Raw genomic sequence first — 17,067 nt, 5'->3', positions numbered from 1 at the left:
TGCGCCGCCCCCCGCCCCGCCGCGCCCGCGGGGTCGGGCCGGGGGGGGCGGCATTGCGCCGTCCCGCCGGGCCGATCTGCGTTGCGCCACCACTCCCGCACCTCGATGTTGTTTTTCTTGGTTCTGCGTTGACATCCCAACACAGACGCAGATACAGTCAATCAATCCCAATTTGATGTGACAGGCGCCACAGGCGCCGACAACGGCGTCGAGGAGTAAGAGATGTTCGCGGAGGAGCGCCAGCGGCTCGTTGCCGAGCGGGTGGCCGAGGCTGGCCGGGTCAGCGTGACCGAGCTCGCCGAGAGGTTCTCGGTCACCACCGAGACCGTCCGCCGCGACCTTGCCTCCCTTGAGACTGCGGGGGTCCTGCGCCGCGTGCACGGCGGGGCTGTACCGGCCGAGCGCGCCAGCACGGCGGAGGCCTCGCTGTCCGAGCGTCAGGTCCAGAACCTCGCCGAGAAGCGTCGGATGGCCGAGGCCGCCGCAGCACTCATCGTCTCCTCTCGGGCCGGCAGCATCCTGCTGGACGCGGGCAGCTCCACCGAGGCCGTCGCGGACTGCCTGCTCTCACACCCCGACGGCGCCCCGGAGCTCGTGGTCATGACCAACGCCCTCCCCATCGCGGACAAGCTCGCAGCGGTCCCCGGCCTCGCCGTGCACCTGCTGGGGGGCCGCATCCGCCCCGTGACCCGCGCGGCGGTGGGGCAGGCGGCGATCGACGCCGTCGAGCGCCACCGCCCCGACCTCGCGTTCATCGGGGCCAACGGCGTGCACGCGGACTTCGGGCTGAGCACCCCGGACCCCGAGGAGGCCGCGGTGAAGGCGGCGTTCGTGCGCTGTGCCCGCCGCGCCGTCGTGCTCGCCGACCACACGAAGTTCGCCGTGGAGGCGCTCGTGCAGTTCGGCCGCCTCGACGCGATCGACACCCTCGTGACCGACCGTGCCCCCGAGGGGGAGCTCGCGGCAGCACTCGACGACGCCGGAGTGGAAGTGATGGCCCCATGATCGTGACCCTGACCGCCAATCCGAGCCTCGACCGCACGGTCGAGCTCGGCGCCCCCCTCGAACGCGGCGAGGTCCAGCGCGCCGTCTCCGTCAGGCAGGAGTCGGGCGGCAAGGGCGTCAACGTCTCCCGAGCCCTGAAGACCTCAGGCCTCGCGACCCTCGCGGTGCTCCCGGGGGACGCGGAGGACCCGGTGCTCGCGGGCCTGCGGGCCACCCAGGTGCCGTTCGCGGCGCTCCCGATCGGCGCGCCCCTGCGCTCGAACGTCGCTCTCACGGAGCCGGACGGCGTGACCACCAAGGTCAACGAGCCCGGCCCGGAGCTCACCGCCGGGCAGGTCCAGGACCTCGTGGCGCTCCTCGTGGATCGCTCGCGCGGGGCCTCCTGGGTGGTCCTCGCGGGCTCGCTCCCGCCCGGGGTGCCGGCGGACTTCTACGCGGCCGTCGCCGAGAGGCTCCGAGCAGGCGCCGCGGCCGACGGCGGGCCGTCGCCGAAGATCGCGGTGGACTCCTCGGGTGGTCCGCTGGCGGCCTCGCTCGCGGGGCGCCCGGACCTGCTCAAGCCGAACGCGGACGAGCTCGCCGAGCTGGCCGCGGCGGTGGGACTGCCCGACGTCGGGTCCCCGGCGGAGCTCGAGGCCTCGCCGGAGCTCGCGGCGAAGGCTGCTCGCGCCCTCGTGGACGCGGGCGTGGGCGCCGTCCTCGCGACCCTCGGCTCGAAGGGCGCAGTCCTCGTGACGCCCGAGGGCGCGTGGCATGCAACGCACGCACCGATCCGTGCCGTGAGCACGGTGGGTGCTGGTGACTCCTCCTTGGCCGGCTACCTGCTGGCCGAGACGCACGGGGCGGACTCTGTGGGCCGTCTCCGCCAGGCCGTGGCACACGGTGCCGCTGCCGCCTCCCTCCCGGGATCCACAGTCCCGTCGGAAGACCAGACCGATCCCTCTGCCGTGACCGTCACGGCCATCTGAGAAGGACACACCATGACCGAACTCCTCAGCACCGAGCTCGTGGTGCTCGACGCCTCGCTCGGCGCCGAGTCCGCGGACGTGATCCGGCACCTTGCCGGTCTCGTCGCCGATGCCGGCCGTGCCACCGAGGTGGAGGGCCTGTTCGCGGACGCGTACGCCCGCGAGCAGAAGACCGCCACCGGCGTGCCCGGCGGGATCGCGATCCCGCACTGCCGCTCCACCGCGGTGACCGTGCCCTCCCTTGCCATGGCGCGTCTCGCGCAGCCGGTGGACTTCGGTGCCAAGGACGGCCCGGCAGACCTTGTCTTCTTCATCGCGGCCCCGGAGGGCGCGGACCAGGAGCACCTCAAGCTCCTGGCCAAGCTTGCCCGCAGCCTCATCAAGAAGGACTTCACGGCAGCCCTCCGCGCGGCCGGCAGCGAGCAGGAAGTCGTGGCCCTGGTCAACGACGCCCTCGGCCTCGGAACCCCCTCAACCACTCCGGCCACGTCGGGTGCTGCGGCCATGGCGGCGCCAGCCGCCGGAGCCGCTGAGGGGGCCGCGGGAGCGGCTTCGGGCGTCCGCGTAGCGGGCGGCGGCCCCCTCAGCGGCGGAGGCGGCGAAGGCGACCACACGCCCGCGGGCATCAAGCGAATCGTCGCCGTCACCGCCTGCCCCACCGGGATCGCGCACACGTACATGGCGGCCGACTCCCTCGTGGCCGCGGGCCAGGAGAGGGGGATCGACGTCCAGGTGGAGACCCAGGGCTCCGCCGGGGCAGCGCCGCTGCCGAAGTCGGTGATCGATGCGGCGGACGCCGTGGTGTTCGCGGTGGACGTGGACGTGCGGGACAAGGAGCGCTTCGCGGGCAAGCCGTACGTGCAGGCTCCGGTCAAGCGCGGGATCGACGAGCCGGGCGCCATGCTGGACGAGGCTCTCGCCGTGGCTGCCGACCCGAACGGCCGGCGCGTGCGCGCCGGTGCGGGGGGCGCGTCGTCGTCCGCACCGGATGCGGAGCGGCACGAGTCCTTCGGCGGCAAGCTCAAGCGGGCGCTGCTGACGGGCGTGAGCTACATGATCCCGTTCGTCGCGGCCGGCGGCCTGCTCATCGCCCTCGGCTTCCTGCTGGGCGGCTACGACATCACCGGCTACGCGGACAAGATCGTCGCGGAGAACAACATCGGGAACCTGCCCACGGAGTTCGGCCCGCAGGCGTGGGGCCCGCTGGGCGCGTACCTGGGCGCGGTGCTGTTCAAGATCGGCGCCCTCTCGATGGGCTTCCTCGTCCCGGCGCTGGCCGGCTACATCGCGTACGCGATCGCCGACCGCCCGGGGATCGCGCCCGGCTTCACGGCCGGTGCCGTGGCCGGGTTCATGGGTGCGGGCTTCCTCGGCGGCATCGTGGGCGGCCTCCTGGCCGGCTACGTGGCGCACTGGCTCGCGCGGCGCCCGGCTCCGCGGTGGCTGCGCGGCCTCATGCCGGTGGCGATCATCCCCCTCGTCGCGTCGATCGTGTCCTCGGGGCTCATGTTCGTGGTGCTCGGCGCCCCGATCGCGGCGCTCACGGCCGGCCTGAACTCGTGGCTGTCCGGCATGACGGGCGCGGCGGCGATCGTGCTCGGCGTCATCCTGGGCCTCATGATGTGCTTCGACCTGGGCGGCCCGGTGAACAAGGTGGCCTACTCGTTCGCGGTGGCCGGCCTCGGAACGGCATCCCTGGACAACCAGGCCCCGTGGATGGTCATGGCGGCCGTCATGGCGGCGGGCATGGTCCCGCCGCTCGCGATGGCGCTGGCCACCGTGCTCGACCACAAGAACTTCACCGCGGCGGAGCACGAGAACGGCAAGGCCGCGTGGCTCCTGGGTGCGGCGTTCATCTCCGAGGGGGCCATCCCGTTCGCGGCGGCGGACCCGCTGCGCGTCATCCCGGCGTCGATGCTCGGCGGCGCGGTGACCGGCGCCCTGTCCATGGCGTTCGGCGTGACGTCGAAGGCACCGCACGGCGGCGCGTTCGTGTTCTTCGCGATCGACAGCTTCCTCCTGTGGATCGTGGCCATCGCAGCGGGCGTTGTCGTCACCGCGCTGGCAGTGGTGGGCCTCAAGCGCTACGTTGTCAGGAAGGCGCCTGAGGCCGCCGAGCCCCAGCCGGTCGCCGTCTGACGCACCAGCGCATTCCCAGCCCCCTGACCCGGGGGCACACGATGAAGGCGGTCCCCGAGACGGCCTGAGACGACGCAGTCCGGAACAGACCCCGGGCGGCTGAAGAAGGAGAAGCATCCACATGGCTGAACGCACCGCCACCATCGGCTCCCGCGTGGGGCTCCACGCCCGCCCCGCCGCGATCTTCGCGGAGGCGGCCGGCGACACGGGCCTCGAGGTCACGATCGCCAAGGCCGGCGAGCCCTCCGACGAGGCCATGGACGCCTCGAGCATCCTGTCCCTCATGAGCCTGGGCGCCGAGTACGGCCAGCAGGTGGTGCTCCGCGCCGAGGGCCCGGGCGCCGACGAGGCGCTCGCGAAGCTCGTGACGGTCCTCGAGACGGACCACGACGCCGAGTAGGCCCACGGATCCCCGAGACGGGCCAATGGGCCCTCACGGGCCACTCAGTGACGGCGCCCCGCACCCTCCCCCGGGAGGAGGCGGGGCGCCGTCCTGCGTGGACCGGCTGGCGCCGATCGGGCGCTGGGGCGCGGGCGGGCCGAGACCGATAGGTAACGAAACGATAACTGTATGCGCCCTTACCACCTCCGCCTGCGGCGAGGCTGGAAGCTGGCCGAACTCGCCGCCGTCGTGCGTCGCGGGATCAGCGCGAGAATGGCGATCCGCGGGGTCTCCGGCGGCGCGCGGGCGGACCTGCGCGTGGGCTCGGCCGGGCGCGCCCGGCGTGAGCTGGGCCACAGCACAAGGCGATACCTCGCTCTCAGTTGGCGTTTCCGGCCGCTAGACTCGATACCTATGTCACGAGACCACAGTCAGATGACCGCCCCTGTCCGCCCCCGGCGCGTCGTATTCCGGAAGCGCCGCCTCCGCGTCGACGACGTCACCGTCGTCGACCGCCCCATGCTCAAGAGGGCACTCGGCGGAACGATCGTCGGCAACACCATGGAATGGTTCGATGTGGGAGTCTTCGGCTACCTCATCACCACCATGGGCCCGGTGTTCCTGCCCGAAGCCGACCCCTCGGTGCAGACGCTCTTCCTCCTCGGCACCTTCGCCGCGACGTTCATCGCCCGCCCAGCCGGCGGCGTGTTCTTCGGCTGGCTCGGTGACAAGATCGGCCGCCAGCGCGTCCTCGCGGCGACCCTGATCCTCATGGCCGCGTCCACCTTCGCGCTCGGCCTCCTGCCCGGGTACGCGCAGGTCGGCATCTGGGCCGCCGCGCTCCTCGTGGCCGTCAAGCTCGTCCAGGGCTTCTCCACCGGCGGCGAGTACGCCGGCGCGACGACGTTCGTGAGCGAGTACTCCCCCGACAAGCGCCGCGGCTTCTTCGCGAGCTTCCTCGACATGGGCTCCTACCTGGGCTTCGCGCTCGGCGCGGCGCTCGTCTCCGGCCTCCAGCTCGGCCTCGGCCAGGAGGCAATGGAGGCGTGGGGCTGGCGCATTCCGTTCCTCATCGCCGGCCCGCTGGGCGCGATCGCGATCTGGTTCCGCCTCAAGATCGAGGAGAGCCCCACGTTCCAGGCCGCCCTTGAGGCGCAGGAGAACACCTCCAAGGACCTCGCCGCCGATGACGAGGCCGTGGCGAAGGGCCCGCTCGGGATCGTCCGCGCGTACTGGCGCCAGATCCTCGTCGCCATGGTCCTCGTGGCCGCCGCGAACACCGTGGGCTACGCCCTCACCTCCTACATGCCCACCTACCTCACGGTCTCGAAGGGCTATGACGAGATCCACGGCACGCTCCTGACCATCCCCGTGCTGGTCGTCATGAGCCTCTGCATCCCGCTCACGGGCAAGCTGTCCGACCGGATCGGCCGCCGTCCCGTCCTGTGGATCGGTGCCCTGAGCACCGTGGCGCTCTCCATCCCGGCGTTCCTGCTCATCGGCGTCGGCTCGGTGTGGGCCACGCTCGCGGGCCTGTCGCTCATCGCGTTCCCCGTGACGTTCTACGTCGCGAACCTCGCCTCGGCCCTTCCGGCCCAGTTCCCGACCGCGAGCCGCTACGGCGCCATGGGCATCGCGTACAACTTCGCGGTGGCGATCTTCGGCGGCACCACGCCGTTCATCGTGGACGCCCTCATCCAGGTCACGGGCAACGACATGATGCCCGCGTACTGGCTCATGGCCACGTCCGCGGTCGGCGCCGTGGCGATCTGGTTCCTCCGCGAGTCGGCCCAGCGCCCGCTCCCGGGATCGCTCCCGAGCGTCGCCACCGACGCGGAGGCGCGTGAGGTCGTCGCCCGCCAGGAGGACGACGAGCGGATCGACCTCGAGCACATGCCGCTGACCGAGGTGCCGGTGGCCCTCGCGGACGACGGCGCGGCGCTGCAGCTCCCGCTCGACCACCCGGCTGCCGTCGAGGCCGCCGAGCGCGAGGGCGTGGACCTGGGCGCGACCGCGCTCGAGGCCCGCGTGACCGGCGAGGAGCCCGTGGCGTCCGGCCCGATCTCGGGCCAGGTGCCCGCGGTCGCCGGCGCTGGGGCCAGCGGGGCCCGCTGATCCCGCTCTGATCCCGCGCGGGGCGCGTCTCCCCGTGAGCTGTGTGCTCGTGCTCGTTTCCCGGCCTCTCGAGGCCGGGAAACGGCGTTTAAGCGGCCGTTCCGCGGCCCTAACGAGCAGGACCAACCGCCGGACGGGTGTGGCTAGGCTGGCCCCATGACGAGCCCGCCGCTGAAGATCGCCATCCTCGACGACTATCAGGGCGTGGCCCGCGAGCTCGCGGACTGGTCCCGCCTCGAGGCCGCCGGCCATGGGGTCACGGTCTTCCGCGAGCATCTCGGGCCCGACGACGCGACGGTCGCCTCCGCGCTCCAGCCGTTCCACGCCGTCGTTGCCATGCGCGAGCGCACCCCCTTGCGCGCGGAGCGGCTCGCGCTCCTGCCGAACCTCAGGCTCATCGTCTCGACGGGCCGCCGCAACGCCTCGATCGACCTGAGGGCGGCCGCGGAGCGCGGCATCACCGTGTGCCACACGGGCTACCTGCCTGCACCTGCCGCCGAGCACACGTGGGCGCTCATCCATGCCGCGACCCGGCGGCTCGACGCCGAACTGGGCAGCGCGGAGCTCCGCCGGGAGGGCTCGGGCTGGACGCACGACGCCGGGTGGCAGCGCACGGTGGGACGCGGGCTCGAGGGGCGGCGCCTCGGCGTCGTCGGCCTGGGCAGCCTGGGCTCGCGCGTGGCCCGCGTGGGGCTCGCCTTCGGGATGGACGTGGTCGCGTGGAGCCAGAACCTCACCGACGAGCGGGCGGCCGAGGCCGGCGTGCGGCGCGTGGAGAAGGATGAGCTCTTCACGGGCTCGGACATCGTGACCCTGCACCTCGTCCTCTCGAAGCGCTCCCGTGGAATCGTCGGCCCGCGGGAGCTCGCGCTCATGAAGCCGGACTCGGTCCTCGTCAACACCTCGCGCGGCCCCCTCGTGGACGAGGCGGCACTCGTCGAGGCGCTGCACGCGGGCCGGATCGGCTGCGCGGCACTGGACGTGTACGACGTCGAGCCCCTCCCCTCCGACCACCCCCTCCGCACTGCGCCGCGCACCGTCATGACGCCGCACATCGGGTACGTCACGCGGGAGCAGTACGAGGTGTTCTACCGCGACGCGGTCGAGGACATCGAGGCGTGGGCGGCCGGCGCCCCGGTCCGCGTCATGGACGTCCCGCACCCGGCCGGCCGCTAGAGGCCGGCCCCGGCTACCGCCGCGGGCGCCGCGCTGGCCCGCCCAGCAGCGCGTCCGGCAGCACCCGGGAGGCGAGCACCACGGCCTTGTAGAGCACCGAGGGCACGGACACGGCCTTCCCCGCGGCACTGTCCCGCAGCCCGTCCCGCACTACGCGCTCGGCCCGCAGCCACGTCCACCCGGGGTACCACCGGGTCTCCATGCCCATGCGCTCATGGAACTCGGTCCGCGTGAAGCCCGGGCACAGCGCCGTGACGGCCACTCCCGAGCGGCGGTAGTGCACGTTGGCCCAGCGGCTGAACGCGACGAGCCACGCCTTGGCGGCCGAGTAGGTTCCGCGCGGGAGGAAGGCCGCCACGGATGCGACGTTGATGATCTGCCCCTCCCCCCGCGCCAGCATGCCCGGGAGCACTGCGTGGCACAGGCTCATGGCCGCCTCGACGTGGAGGCGGAGGTGGTGCACCTCGTCCGTGAGCGGGTTGCTGTGGAAGTCGTGCAGGAGGCCGTGGCCGGCGTTGTTCACGAGGATCCCCACCGGGCGGCTCGGGTCCTTGGCGCGGACGACGACGGTCCCCAGCCCGAGCGGGTCCGTCAGGTCCGCGGCGAGCACCTCGATCTCCACCCCGTACCGGGTCCCGAGCTCGCGCGCGGCCCCCTCGAGCCGCTCGCGGTGCCGGGCCACGAGCACGAGATCGTGCCCCTGGGCTGCGAGCTGCCGCGCGAACTCCGCCCCGAGGCCCGAGCTCGCGCCGGTGATGAGCGCCGTCGTCATGCGCTCAAGCCTAGCGACCCGCCACCGCCGGCCACCGGGCTCAGCCGCGGAGGGTCGCGAGGACGTCCCCGGCGACCGGCACTGCGGAGGTCACGCGGACCGTTTGGCGGGAGCGAGGACCCTGATGACCGCAGAGTCGTCGGCGGCGGCGAGGCCCTGGGCCTGCCCGATGAGGTAGAGCTGCTCGGCGGCGGCCGCGACGGGCGCGGCGAGGCCCACGGTGCGCGCGGCCTTGCCCACGATCCCCATGTCCTTGACGAAGATGTCCAGGCGCGAGAGGACCTCCGCGCCGTCCTCGGTGTAGGCCTCGAGCATGCGCGGGCCGCGGTTGGAGAGCATGAAGGAGCCGGCGGCTCCCGCGCCGAGGGCCTCGAGGGTCTTGGCGGTGTCGAGCCCGAGCGCGTCGGCGAGGGCGAGCGCCTCTGCGGCGGCGGCAATGTGGACGCCGCACAGGAGCTGGTTGACGGTCTTGAGCGCCTGGCCGTCGCCGGGCCTGTCCCCCACCACGGTGAGGGTGGAGGCAAGCAGCTCGAGCACGGGGCGCGCCTTCCCGAGGTCCGACGGCGTCGCGCCGACCACGATGAGCAGGTCGCCTTCCCCGGCACGCACGGGCCCGCCCGAGAGGGGAGCGTCGACGAGCCCGATCCCGCGCTCGGCGAGGCGCTCGACCGCGGCGGGGACCGCGTCGGCGCCCACGGTGCTCGTGAGGATCACGACGGCGCCGGGCGCCATCGCGTCCGCGACCCCGTTCTCGCCGAAGAGCACGGCGTCGAGCTGCTCGCCGTTGCGGACCGCGAGCAGCACGGCGTCGGCGCCCGCCACGGCCTCGCGGCCGGAGGCGAAGGCCGCCACTCCGGCAGCGGCGGCGAGGTCGAGGCGCTCCTGGGCGATGTCGAAGCCGTGGACCGTGAGGCCAGTGGCGAGGCGTGTGGCCATGGGAAGGCCCATGGCGCCGAGGCCGAGGACCGCGACGGTGGGGACGTCCGCGCTCCCGGCCTGGGCGGCGAGGGCGGGTGCGGGAGCGGCAGAGGTGTCGGGCACGGGTGTTCTCCTATGAACGGTCTGGGGGAAGGCTGCGGAATCGAGGGATCAGAACGTGGCGCTGAGGGTCCGGGTCACCGCGGCGAGCGAGTCGTCGTCGCCCACGTTCCCCGCGAAGACGATGTAGGGGATGCCGCGGGCGGGCCCGTCCACGGGCTCCCACAGCGAGACGATGCCGGGCAGCATGGGCCCGCGCACCACGGCGCGGCGGATCTCGAGGCCGTGCGCGGCGACGTCCGAGGACGTGATGCCGCCCTTGGCGATGACGAACCGCGGCGGGGTCGCCTTGAGCACGGTGTTGACCACGCGCACGACGGCGGCACTCACCGTGCGCGCGATCTCGAGGCTCTGTGCCGGGTCGTCGGCCTTGACCAGGCGGCGGCTCGTGTGGACGATGACGTCGCCCTCCACAAGGGCGCGCACGACGGCGCCGATGGTCGCCTCGAGGTGCGCCTCGGCGCGGGCCGGGTCGAGGAGCTGCTCGACGTCGATCTCGACCGTGGCCGCTGCCGAGTGCTGGGCCGTGAGCCGCTCGAGCTGGCGCGTCGTGAGGCCCACGTGGGAGCCGACCACAATGAGCCCGCCGGCGGCGAGGTCGCTGCGCCGCCCCGGCCTGCCGTAGACCTCCTCGGCCGTGAGCGGCTCGCGGACGTCCTGGCCGATCCGGCCGCGCACGAACGGCGGCCCCACGCGGTACAGGAGGGACTTCCCGCGGCGCTCGGCCTCCTCGAGGCCGAGGGCGAGTGCGCGGAAGTCGTTCTCGGTGGCGATGTCCGCGACGACCGGCCTCGAGTGCACGGCCGGCTCGAGGGCGTCCGCGATGGCCTCGGTGCCGGCGCGGACCGTCGCGAGGTCGAGCACGATCACGTCCGCGGCCCGGCAGCGGCCGGCGGACTTCTCCTCGATGTAGTCCGGCAGGTAGGAGGTGGAGAACCCGAACGTCGCGTCCCGCGCGAACTCGGTCTCGCTCACCGGGGTGAGCCCAGCGCCGGTGGGGCCAGCGCCGGGGACGCCGGGCTGGGAGCCGGGGGCCGGCGTCGTGCGCATGTAGTGCGCGCCGCCCAGGGTGACGCGGCCGGCGTCGGGGAAGGCGGGGACGATCACGACCCCGTCCACGGCGCCGCCGCCCTGGGCCGCGATGCTCTCGGCGAGCACATCGGTCTCGAGCGGGAAGTGGCCGCGGAGCGTCGAGTCACTGCGGCTCACGAACCCGAGCTGCACCCCTGCCCCGCGGGCCGCGTCGAGCGCGGCGAGGACCACTTGGCGGTTGCGCTCGGCGGCCTCGGCGGGGGCCAGGGAGCGGGTGTTGGTCAGGACGTAGACGGCGGCCGGGCGGACTGCCTGTCCGAAGGCCCAGCGGAAGTCGTCCGCGTCCCACCGGGTGAGCACGGGGAGGTCCGTCACGGACTGCGTGCCGGTGGGGTCGTCGTCGAGCACCACGAGGATGCGGCCGGAGGCGGCGACGGCGTCTGCCACCTCGCGGGCGGGGACGTGCCGCTCTGCGGGGTAGGCGGCAACGGCGTCGGCTTCGAGCAGCATGGCAACACTTCCTTGTGCGAGGGCGCTTAGTAAGATGTCTGACATCTAATGGTTCATCAGAGTGACACACAACCCAGCGGGGCGCAAGGGCCCCCCGTAGACTGATCGGAACGCCCGCGCCGCGGGCACAGCGGAACGGGCCGTGCGAGCGGCGGGAAGGGGTGTTCGGTGGCACGGAAGTCGCTCGTGGTAGAGGTGGCGGACGAGCTGCTGGACCGGATTGTTGCCGGGGAGTTCGCGCCCGGCTCCCTCGTCCCGGGCGAGCTCGAGCTCAGCGCCCGCTACGACGTGAGCCGCATGACCGTCCGCGAGGCCGTCAAGACCCTCACAGCGCAGAACATCCTCCGCGTGGAGCGCGGCCGCGGCACCTACGTGAACCCCGTGAACCGCTGGAGCTCCCTCCACGCCGTGCTGCGCGCGACGAACGAGGGCACCGACGGCGCCACCTCGGCCGTCCAGCTCATCGAGCTGCGGCGCATGCTCGAGACCGGCGCGTGCGGGCTCGCCGCCGAGCGCATCTCGGACGAGGACCTCGCCGCGCTGGACGCCTTCGTCGGCACGATGCGCTCAACACACGACGAGGGCGATCTGGAGCGGTTCGTCGAGGCCGATCTGGCGTTCCACGACGTGATCCTGCACGCCTCGGAGAACGCTTTCGTCGCGGTCCTGCTCGAGCCCCTCAGCCGGGTCCTGGCCCAGCACCGTTCCGAGACCTCTGCCGTGCCGGAGATCCAGGAGCACGCGATCGAGATGCACGAGGCCATCGCCAAGGCCCTGCGCAGCCGCGACCCCGAGACCGCCCGCGCCGCGATGGACGCCCACATGCAGCAGACCCTGGACGACCTGCGGACGTACGTCCTCAAGGGCTGAACGCAGGCTCCGGCGCGCGCCACGCTGGCCCGAAAGCGGGACCATCGATCCTTGCGCGGGGCAACCCCCGGCGTTACTTTGGCGCTTGCCCGAAAGGTTCTGGGCTCCCGCGAGGAGGCGGTCACCATGGCAGAGAAGCGCTGGTCGGTGGGCATTGTCATCGACGAACACGAGGGGAAGACGAGGGCCACGGCGCAGCTGCAGCCCGAAGGACGCGAGGCGTTCGCGGGCGTGGGCCTGGCCAGGCTGAACCCGACGGACGCGGACGTCCCCCTGATCGGCGACGAGCTCGCGGCGGCACGCGCCCTCGCGGACCTCGCGCACCAGCTGATCGAGGCCACCGCTGCGGACATCGAGGCGTCGACGCACAATTCCGCGCGGCTCGAGGGCTGACACGCAGGGATGTCCATTCCGGCGGGCCGTCGCCGACCCAGCGGCCCGCGACAGCCCGACCCGCCACCCAGCGGCCCGTCACAGCCCCCTTCTGGTCGGGGCGGCCCGGTCGTCGATCTCGGCGGTGAGGGCATCGATGCGCCCGAGCGCGGCGTCGAGCCTCTCGACCGACGACCACAGGTCCGGATGCTGCTCCCGGATCTCCTCGAGCGCCTTCCCGGCCGAACGCAGCGATGCAAGGTCATAGCTGACGTTGGTGCGGGCCCCCGCGACCGCGGCCCGCAGGGCGCCGAAGGCGACGACGACGTCAGCGATCAGCGCCGGGTTCCCGTCCGCCGCGAGCCACGCGAGGTCCTCGATCGCGCCCACGGCGTGCTCGCCGAGGACCGCAGATGACGTCGCGGCCTCCACCGAGGCACGGCGGATGGCCTCTTCCCTCTCGGGCCCGCGGTCCATGCGGAAGGCCGCCCCGAAGGCCCGGGACGCGGCCGAGTCCTCGTCCGCGAGCGCAAGGGCGGCCCGCCGGAGGGACTGCGCCCGCTCCCGGACGGCGGCAGCCTCGTCCCGACCGCCGCCGTCCCCAGCGCCCTCGGCAGGCTCGGTGTAGCCGGCAACCATGGACATGAGCGAGGCCGCGACGGCAAGCATGACGCCCGCCCCTGCGCCGCCGCCCGGCGAGCCGGTGGACTGGGCGAGCGCCTCGGTCCACTCGTCCACTGTCGAACCGCGCGTGCTGACGGCGCGCGGAGTGCTGGCGGCCTGCGACTGCTCCATGCCCCAACCGTTCCCCGGGTCGGCGGCTGCGAACCATCGCCCGCACCTTCCACCGATCCTGCACCTTCCACCGATTGCGCACAGGCCCGCTGTGTGTGTGACAATCGTCACGACATGTAAATTGTCGACAAAATGACGAGAAGACACAGGAGGGTTCGTGCTGTTCACTGATGAGGAGTACCGCGCCCGGCTGGCTGCAGCACGCAAGCGCATGGCCCGGCAGGGCCTGTCCGCGCTGATCGTGACCGATCCGGCCAACATCTACTACCTGACCGGGTACAACGCGTGGTCCTTCTACACGCCCCAGCTCGTGTTCGTGCCGGCGGACGGACCCATGGTCCTCTTCACGCGGGCCATGGACGCGGGCGGCGCCTTCCGCACGTCCTGGCTGCCGCCGGAGAGCATCGTCGGATACCCCGAGCACTACGTGCACAGGCCCACGGTCCACCCCTTCGACTGGGTCGCCGCCGCCCTCCGCGAGCGCGGGCTCGTCGCGGCCGCGGCGGGCGGCTGCGTGGGGCTCGAGATGGACGCGCACTTCTTCTCGCCGAAGGCGTACCGGTCCCTCGTGCACTCCCTTCCGGAGTGGACGTTCGTGGACAGCTTCGAGCTCGTCAACTGGGTCCGCTCGGTCAAGTCTGCGGCAGAGCTCGAGCTCATGCGCAAAGCCGCCCGGGTGTGCGGCGGCGCGATGGAGACGGCCGTCGAGACGATAGGCGTGGGCGTCCGCCAGTGCGACGCGGCCGCGGCGATCAGCCATTCGCAGATCACGGGCGCGGAGGAGGCGGACGGCGACTATCCCGCCATCGTGCCCATGCTCCCCACAGGCGAGGCGGCGGACACCCCTCACCTCACGTGGAGCGACAGCCGCTTCGAAGAGGGCCAGGCTGTCGTCGTCGAGCTCGCGGGCGCCCACCGGCGCTACCACGCGCCGCTCGCGCGCACTGTCATGCTGGGCAAGCCGTCCCAGCGCCTCTCCACGCTTGCCGGCGCGGTGGCGGAGGGCATCGAAGCAGTGCTCGACTCGGTGCGTCCCGGGACGCCCGTGCGGGACCTCGCCCGGGCCTGGAACGACAGCCTCGCCAGGCACGGCCTCGAGAAGCCCTCCCGCATCGGCTACTCGATCGGCGTGGGCTTCCCGCCGGACTGGGGCGAGCGCACCGTGTCCATCCGCTCCGAGGACGAGACCGTCCTGGCAGAGAACATGACCTTCCACGTGATCGGGGGCATGTGGATGGACCACTACGGCTACGAGCTGTCCGAATCGATCCGCGTGGCGCCCGACGGTGTCGAGGTGCTCACGGGCTTCCCCCGCGAACTCATCCAGAAGGGGCTGTGACCATGTCGACTGATCATCTCGCCACCCTCGCGCCCGCGCTGCCGCTCGCGGCGCGCGCCGAGCACCTCGTGGGGTCCGTCATCGACTCCAGCACGTCGCTGCTGGCATCGATGAAGCACGACATCGTGCGGTTCGCGATGGGCTCGCCGGCCGATGAGGCGGTTCCGCTCGAGGAGTTCCGCAGCATCGCGGACGAGGTCCTGGGGTACGGGTCCATGACCTACGGCGCCACCGAGGGCGAGCCCGAGCTGCTCGACGCCCTCGTCGGCTACCTCGCCGGCACGGCAGACCCGACCGACCCGGAGCGCGTGACGATCACGGCCGGCGGCATGCAGGGCCTCGACCTCGCGTGCAAGATCTTCCTCGATCCCGGCGACCTCGTGGTCGTGGAGAGCCCCACCTACACGAACGGCAGCGCCACGGCGCTGAGCTACGGCGCGCAGCTCCTCGAGGCACCCCTCGACGAGAACGGCCTGATCGTCGAGGCCCTCCCCGAGCTCGTCGCGGCGACGGGCCGCACGCCCAAGGCGGTCTACACGATCCCGAACTTCCAGAACCCCTCGGGCGCCACGCTCTCCCTCGAACGGCGCGAGCTCCTCCTCGAGCTCGCACACCAGTGGAACGCCGTCATCATCGACGATGACCCGTACGGCCTCCTCCGCTTCGAGGGCGAGGACCTCCCGAGCTTCCAGTCCCTCAGCCCGGGGGACCCGCTGGTCTTCTCCGTGCGAACGTTCTCGAAGATCCTCGCGCCGGGCCTGCGCGTCGGCTGGGTGGATGCCCACCCCTCCCTGCGCCAGCTCGTGGTCAATGCCAAGCAGGCCATGGACACATGCACGAACGTCCCGGCCCAGCACCTCGTCGCGGAGTTCATCCGCCGCGGCAGGCTGGACAGCCACCTTGCCGGGCTCCGGACAGAGTACCGGCGCCGCAAGCAGGCCATGCAGGAGAGCATCCGGCGCCATCTCGGCGGCCTCGTGACCACCACGGACCCGGAGGGCGGGTTCTTCCTCTGGCTGACCCTCCGCGGGGACGCGGCCCGGATCTCGACCCGCCGCCTGTTCGAGACGGGCCTGGCGGAGGGCGTCGCCTTCATCCCCGGGCCGGCGCTCTCCGCCGAAGGCCGGTTCGACGACGCGCTCCGCCTGTGCTTCGCCACGAGCACCCCCGAGCGCACGGACGAGGGCATCCGCCGCCTGCGCCGCGCGATCGACATCGAGCTCGCGAAGGTGGCACCGTGAACCCCGTCGCGGTCTCGATCGAGGACCGGGTCCTGGCCCTGATCACCGAGGACGAGCTCGTCTCGCTCACCGAGGCCCTCGTCGCAGCCGGCGGGGAGAACCCCGGGGGCACCGAGGAGGCCACAGTCGCCGTCCTCGAGGCATTCTGCCTCGGGGCGGGACTCGAGACCCTGGCCGAGGAGGCCGCCCCGGGCCGTCCCAACCTCACCGCGGTGCTCCGCGGCGGCGACCGCCCGGGGCTGCTGTTCCTCGGGCATTCCGATGTCGTCCCCGCGGGAGAGGGCTGGGACCGGCCCCCCTTCGAGCCGTACGTGCGGGACGGCCGGCTCTTCGGCCGTGGTGCCACCGACATGAAGGGCGGACTTGCCGCCGTCGCGGTGGCCCTCAAGGCGCTCAAGGCCGCTGGCGTGGATCTCCCGGGCGACATCACGCTGGCCTGCACTGTCGACGAAGAGGACCTCGGGATCGGCATCCGCGCCTACACCCGCGCCCACCTCGGCGAGCGCTTCTCGGGCTGCGTCGTCGCCGAGCCGACGGACCTCGGGACTGTGGTCGGCTGCCGCGGCGACAGCTACATCGACGTCACCGTCCACGGCAGGTCCGCCCATTCGGGACGGCCCGCCGATGGCCTCAACGCCATCGATGCAGCAGCCCGCATCATCGCCCTGGTCCGGGAGGACCACGAGCGGCTCCAGCAGGACCAGGATGCGCTCCTGGGCGCCGGCAGCTGGAACGTGGGGCTCATCGAGGGCGGCACAGGGACCTCCATGGTGGCCGGCGAGTGCCGCCTGTCCCTCGACCGCCGGCTCATGCCCGACGACAACGCCGCCCGAATCCTCGAGTCGCTCCGAGAGCGCATTGCCGAGGCTGGCCTCGAGCGGGACGGCTTCGCCGTCAGCGCAGCAGTGACGATGGAGATGCCGGGGTTCCGCACACCCGAGGACCACCCTCTCGTCGCGGACGCCGTCGCCGCGCTGTCCGACTGCGGCGTCGCGAGCGGCATCGGCGGCTGGACGGCCGCGTGCGACGGCGGGTTCATCGCGCGGGACTTCGGCGTCCCCACCATCGTGATGGGCCCAGGGGGCCTCAACGACCAGGCCCACCAGGTCAACGAGTCGGTGAGCATCGCAGAGCTCGTGGCCGCGGCCCGCGCCTACGCGCTCCTGTGCCTCCGGCACAGCAGCCCTGCCTGAGGCCCCAGCAGCGAGGAGCCCCGGGCGGGGAGCGGATGTCCGCTCCCCGCCCGGGGCTCCCCTGTTCCTGCCTGTGCGCCTGAGGCGGCGGGCGGCGGGGGCGCCCCCGCCCGCCGCGGT

15 protein-coding genes are annotated in these 17,067 nt (G+C 72.7%); 11 read left to right on the top strand and 4 right to left on the bottom strand.

What is annotated here, in order from left to right:
- Nucleotides 1-222 precede the first annotated feature (222 nt).
- The 6 genes from ABCQ75_RS04710 to ABCQ75_RS04685 all read left to right on the top strand — a co-directional run bounded on the left by ABCQ75_RS04710 (nt 223) and on the right by ABCQ75_RS04685 (nt 7,785).
- Nucleotides 223-1,005: a DeoR/GlpR family DNA-binding transcription regulator gene (locus ABCQ75_RS04710; protein ID WP_345883421.1), complete on the top strand. Its 783-nt coding sequence runs from the start codon at nt 223-225 to the stop codon at nt 1,003-1,005.
- Entirely contained in the window at nt 1,002-1,973 is a 972-nt protein-coding gene (locus ABCQ75_RS04705; RefSeq protein WP_345883420.1) for a 1-phosphofructokinase family hexose kinase, read from the top strand. Before ABCQ75_RS04710 ends, ABCQ75_RS04705 begins: the two co-directional genes overlap by 4 nt.
- A 12-nt stretch (nt 1,974-1,985) precedes the next feature.
- Nucleotides 1,986-4,112 carry a PTS fructose transporter subunit IIABC gene (locus ABCQ75_RS04700; protein ID WP_345883418.1) on the top strand — a complete coding sequence of 709 codons (2,127 nt, stop codon included), beginning with the start codon at nt 1,986-1,988 and terminating at the stop codon, nt 4,110-4,112.
- Nucleotides 4,113-4,233: 121 nt separating this feature from the next.
- The gene (locus ABCQ75_RS04695) at nt 4,234-4,512 is read left to right on the top strand and encodes an HPr family phosphocarrier protein (RefSeq protein ID WP_345883417.1); all 279 of its coding nucleotides are present in this window, start codon (nt 4,234-4,236) and stop codon (nt 4,510-4,512) included.
- Nucleotides 4,513-4,929: 417 nt separating this feature from the next.
- A complete protein-coding gene (locus ABCQ75_RS04690) occupies nt 4,930-6,609 on the top strand; it encodes an MFS transporter (RefSeq protein ID WP_345883416.1) in 1,680 nt (559 codons plus the stop codon).
- Between the two features lie 156 nt (nt 6,610-6,765).
- Nucleotides 6,766-7,785, top strand: a complete 1,020-nt coding sequence (locus ABCQ75_RS04685) for a D-2-hydroxyacid dehydrogenase family protein (RefSeq protein WP_345883415.1) — start codon at nt 6,766-6,768, stop codon at nt 7,783-7,785.
- A gap of 13 nt (nt 7,786-7,798) precedes the next feature.
- Here the strand turns inward: ABCQ75_RS04685 and ABCQ75_RS04680 are convergent, their stop codons facing one another.
- The 3 genes from ABCQ75_RS04680 to ABCQ75_RS04670 form a co-directional block, all read right to left on the bottom strand.
- Nucleotides 7,799-8,557, bottom strand: coding sequence for an SDR family NAD(P)-dependent oxidoreductase (locus ABCQ75_RS04680; protein ID WP_345883413.1), 759 nt, complete (start codon nt 8,555-8,557; stop codon nt 7,799-7,801).
- A 90-nt stretch (nt 8,558-8,647) separates the two neighbouring features.
- Nucleotides 8,648-9,505 (bottom strand): NAD(P)-dependent oxidoreductase, encoded by an 858-nt coding sequence (locus ABCQ75_RS04675; protein WP_427916049.1) that lies wholly within the window; start codon nt 9,503-9,505, stop codon nt 8,648-8,650.
- A gap of 141 nt (nt 9,506-9,646) precedes the next feature.
- Nucleotides 9,647-11,137: a four-carbon acid sugar kinase family protein gene (locus ABCQ75_RS04670; protein WP_345883409.1), complete on the bottom strand. Its 1,491-nt coding sequence runs from the start codon at nt 11,135-11,137 to the stop codon at nt 9,647-9,649.
- A 168-nt stretch (nt 11,138-11,305) separates the two neighbouring features.
- On the opposite strand from ABCQ75_RS04670, the gene ABCQ75_RS04665 reads away from it, so the two are divergent.
- Nucleotides 11,306-12,007 carry a FadR/GntR family transcriptional regulator gene (locus tag ABCQ75_RS04665; protein WP_345883407.1) on the top strand — a complete coding sequence of 234 codons (702 nt, stop codon included), beginning with the start codon at nt 11,306-11,308 and terminating at the stop codon, nt 12,005-12,007.
- 126 nt (nt 12,008-12,133) lie between these two features.
- Nucleotides 12,134-12,400, top strand: coding sequence for a dsRBD fold-containing protein (locus tag ABCQ75_RS04660; protein WP_345883405.1), 267 nt, complete (start codon nt 12,134-12,136; stop codon nt 12,398-12,400).
- A 78-nt stretch (nt 12,401-12,478) separates the two neighbouring features.
- Here ABCQ75_RS04660 and ABCQ75_RS04655 read toward each other — a convergent pair whose 3' ends face one another.
- Nucleotides 12,479-13,174, bottom strand: a complete 696-nt coding sequence (locus ABCQ75_RS04655) for a cyclodeaminase/cyclohydrolase family protein (RefSeq protein WP_345883404.1) — start codon at nt 13,172-13,174, stop codon at nt 12,479-12,481.
- 157 nt (nt 13,175-13,331) lie between these two features.
- Between ABCQ75_RS04655 and ABCQ75_RS04650 the strand changes: the two genes are divergently transcribed.
- Genes ABCQ75_RS04650 through ABCQ75_RS04640 form a run of 3 tightly spaced genes read left to right on the top strand, consistent with a single transcriptional unit; the run spans nt 13,332 to nt 16,947 of the window.
- The gene (locus tag ABCQ75_RS04650; RefSeq protein ID WP_345883402.1) at nt 13,332-14,513 is read left to right on the top strand and encodes a M24 family metallopeptidase; all 1,182 of its coding nucleotides are present in this window, start codon (nt 13,332-13,334) and stop codon (nt 14,511-14,513) included.
- A gap of 2 nt (nt 14,514-14,515) precedes the next feature.
- Nucleotides 14,516-15,754 carry an aminotransferase-like domain-containing protein gene (locus tag ABCQ75_RS04645; protein ID WP_345883400.1) on the top strand — a complete coding sequence of 413 codons (1,239 nt, stop codon included), beginning with the start codon at nt 14,516-14,518 and terminating at the stop codon, nt 15,752-15,754.
- Nucleotides 15,751-16,947 carry a M20 family metallopeptidase gene (locus ABCQ75_RS04640; protein WP_345883399.1) on the top strand — a complete coding sequence of 399 codons (1,197 nt, stop codon included), beginning with the start codon at nt 15,751-15,753 and terminating at the stop codon, nt 16,945-16,947. The genes ABCQ75_RS04645 and ABCQ75_RS04640 overlap by 4 nt, the downstream gene beginning before the upstream one ends.
- The last annotated feature ends 120 nt before the right edge of the window (nt 16,948-17,067 follow it).

Source organism: Sinomonas halotolerans (genome assembly GCF_039615075.1).
GTDB classification, from domain to species: Bacteria; Actinomycetota; Actinomycetes; order Actinomycetales; family Micrococcaceae; genus Sinomonas; species Sinomonas halotolerans.
Note: the sequence above shows the minus strand (reverse complement) of the source record. Positions and strands in the feature narration are given on the sequence as shown.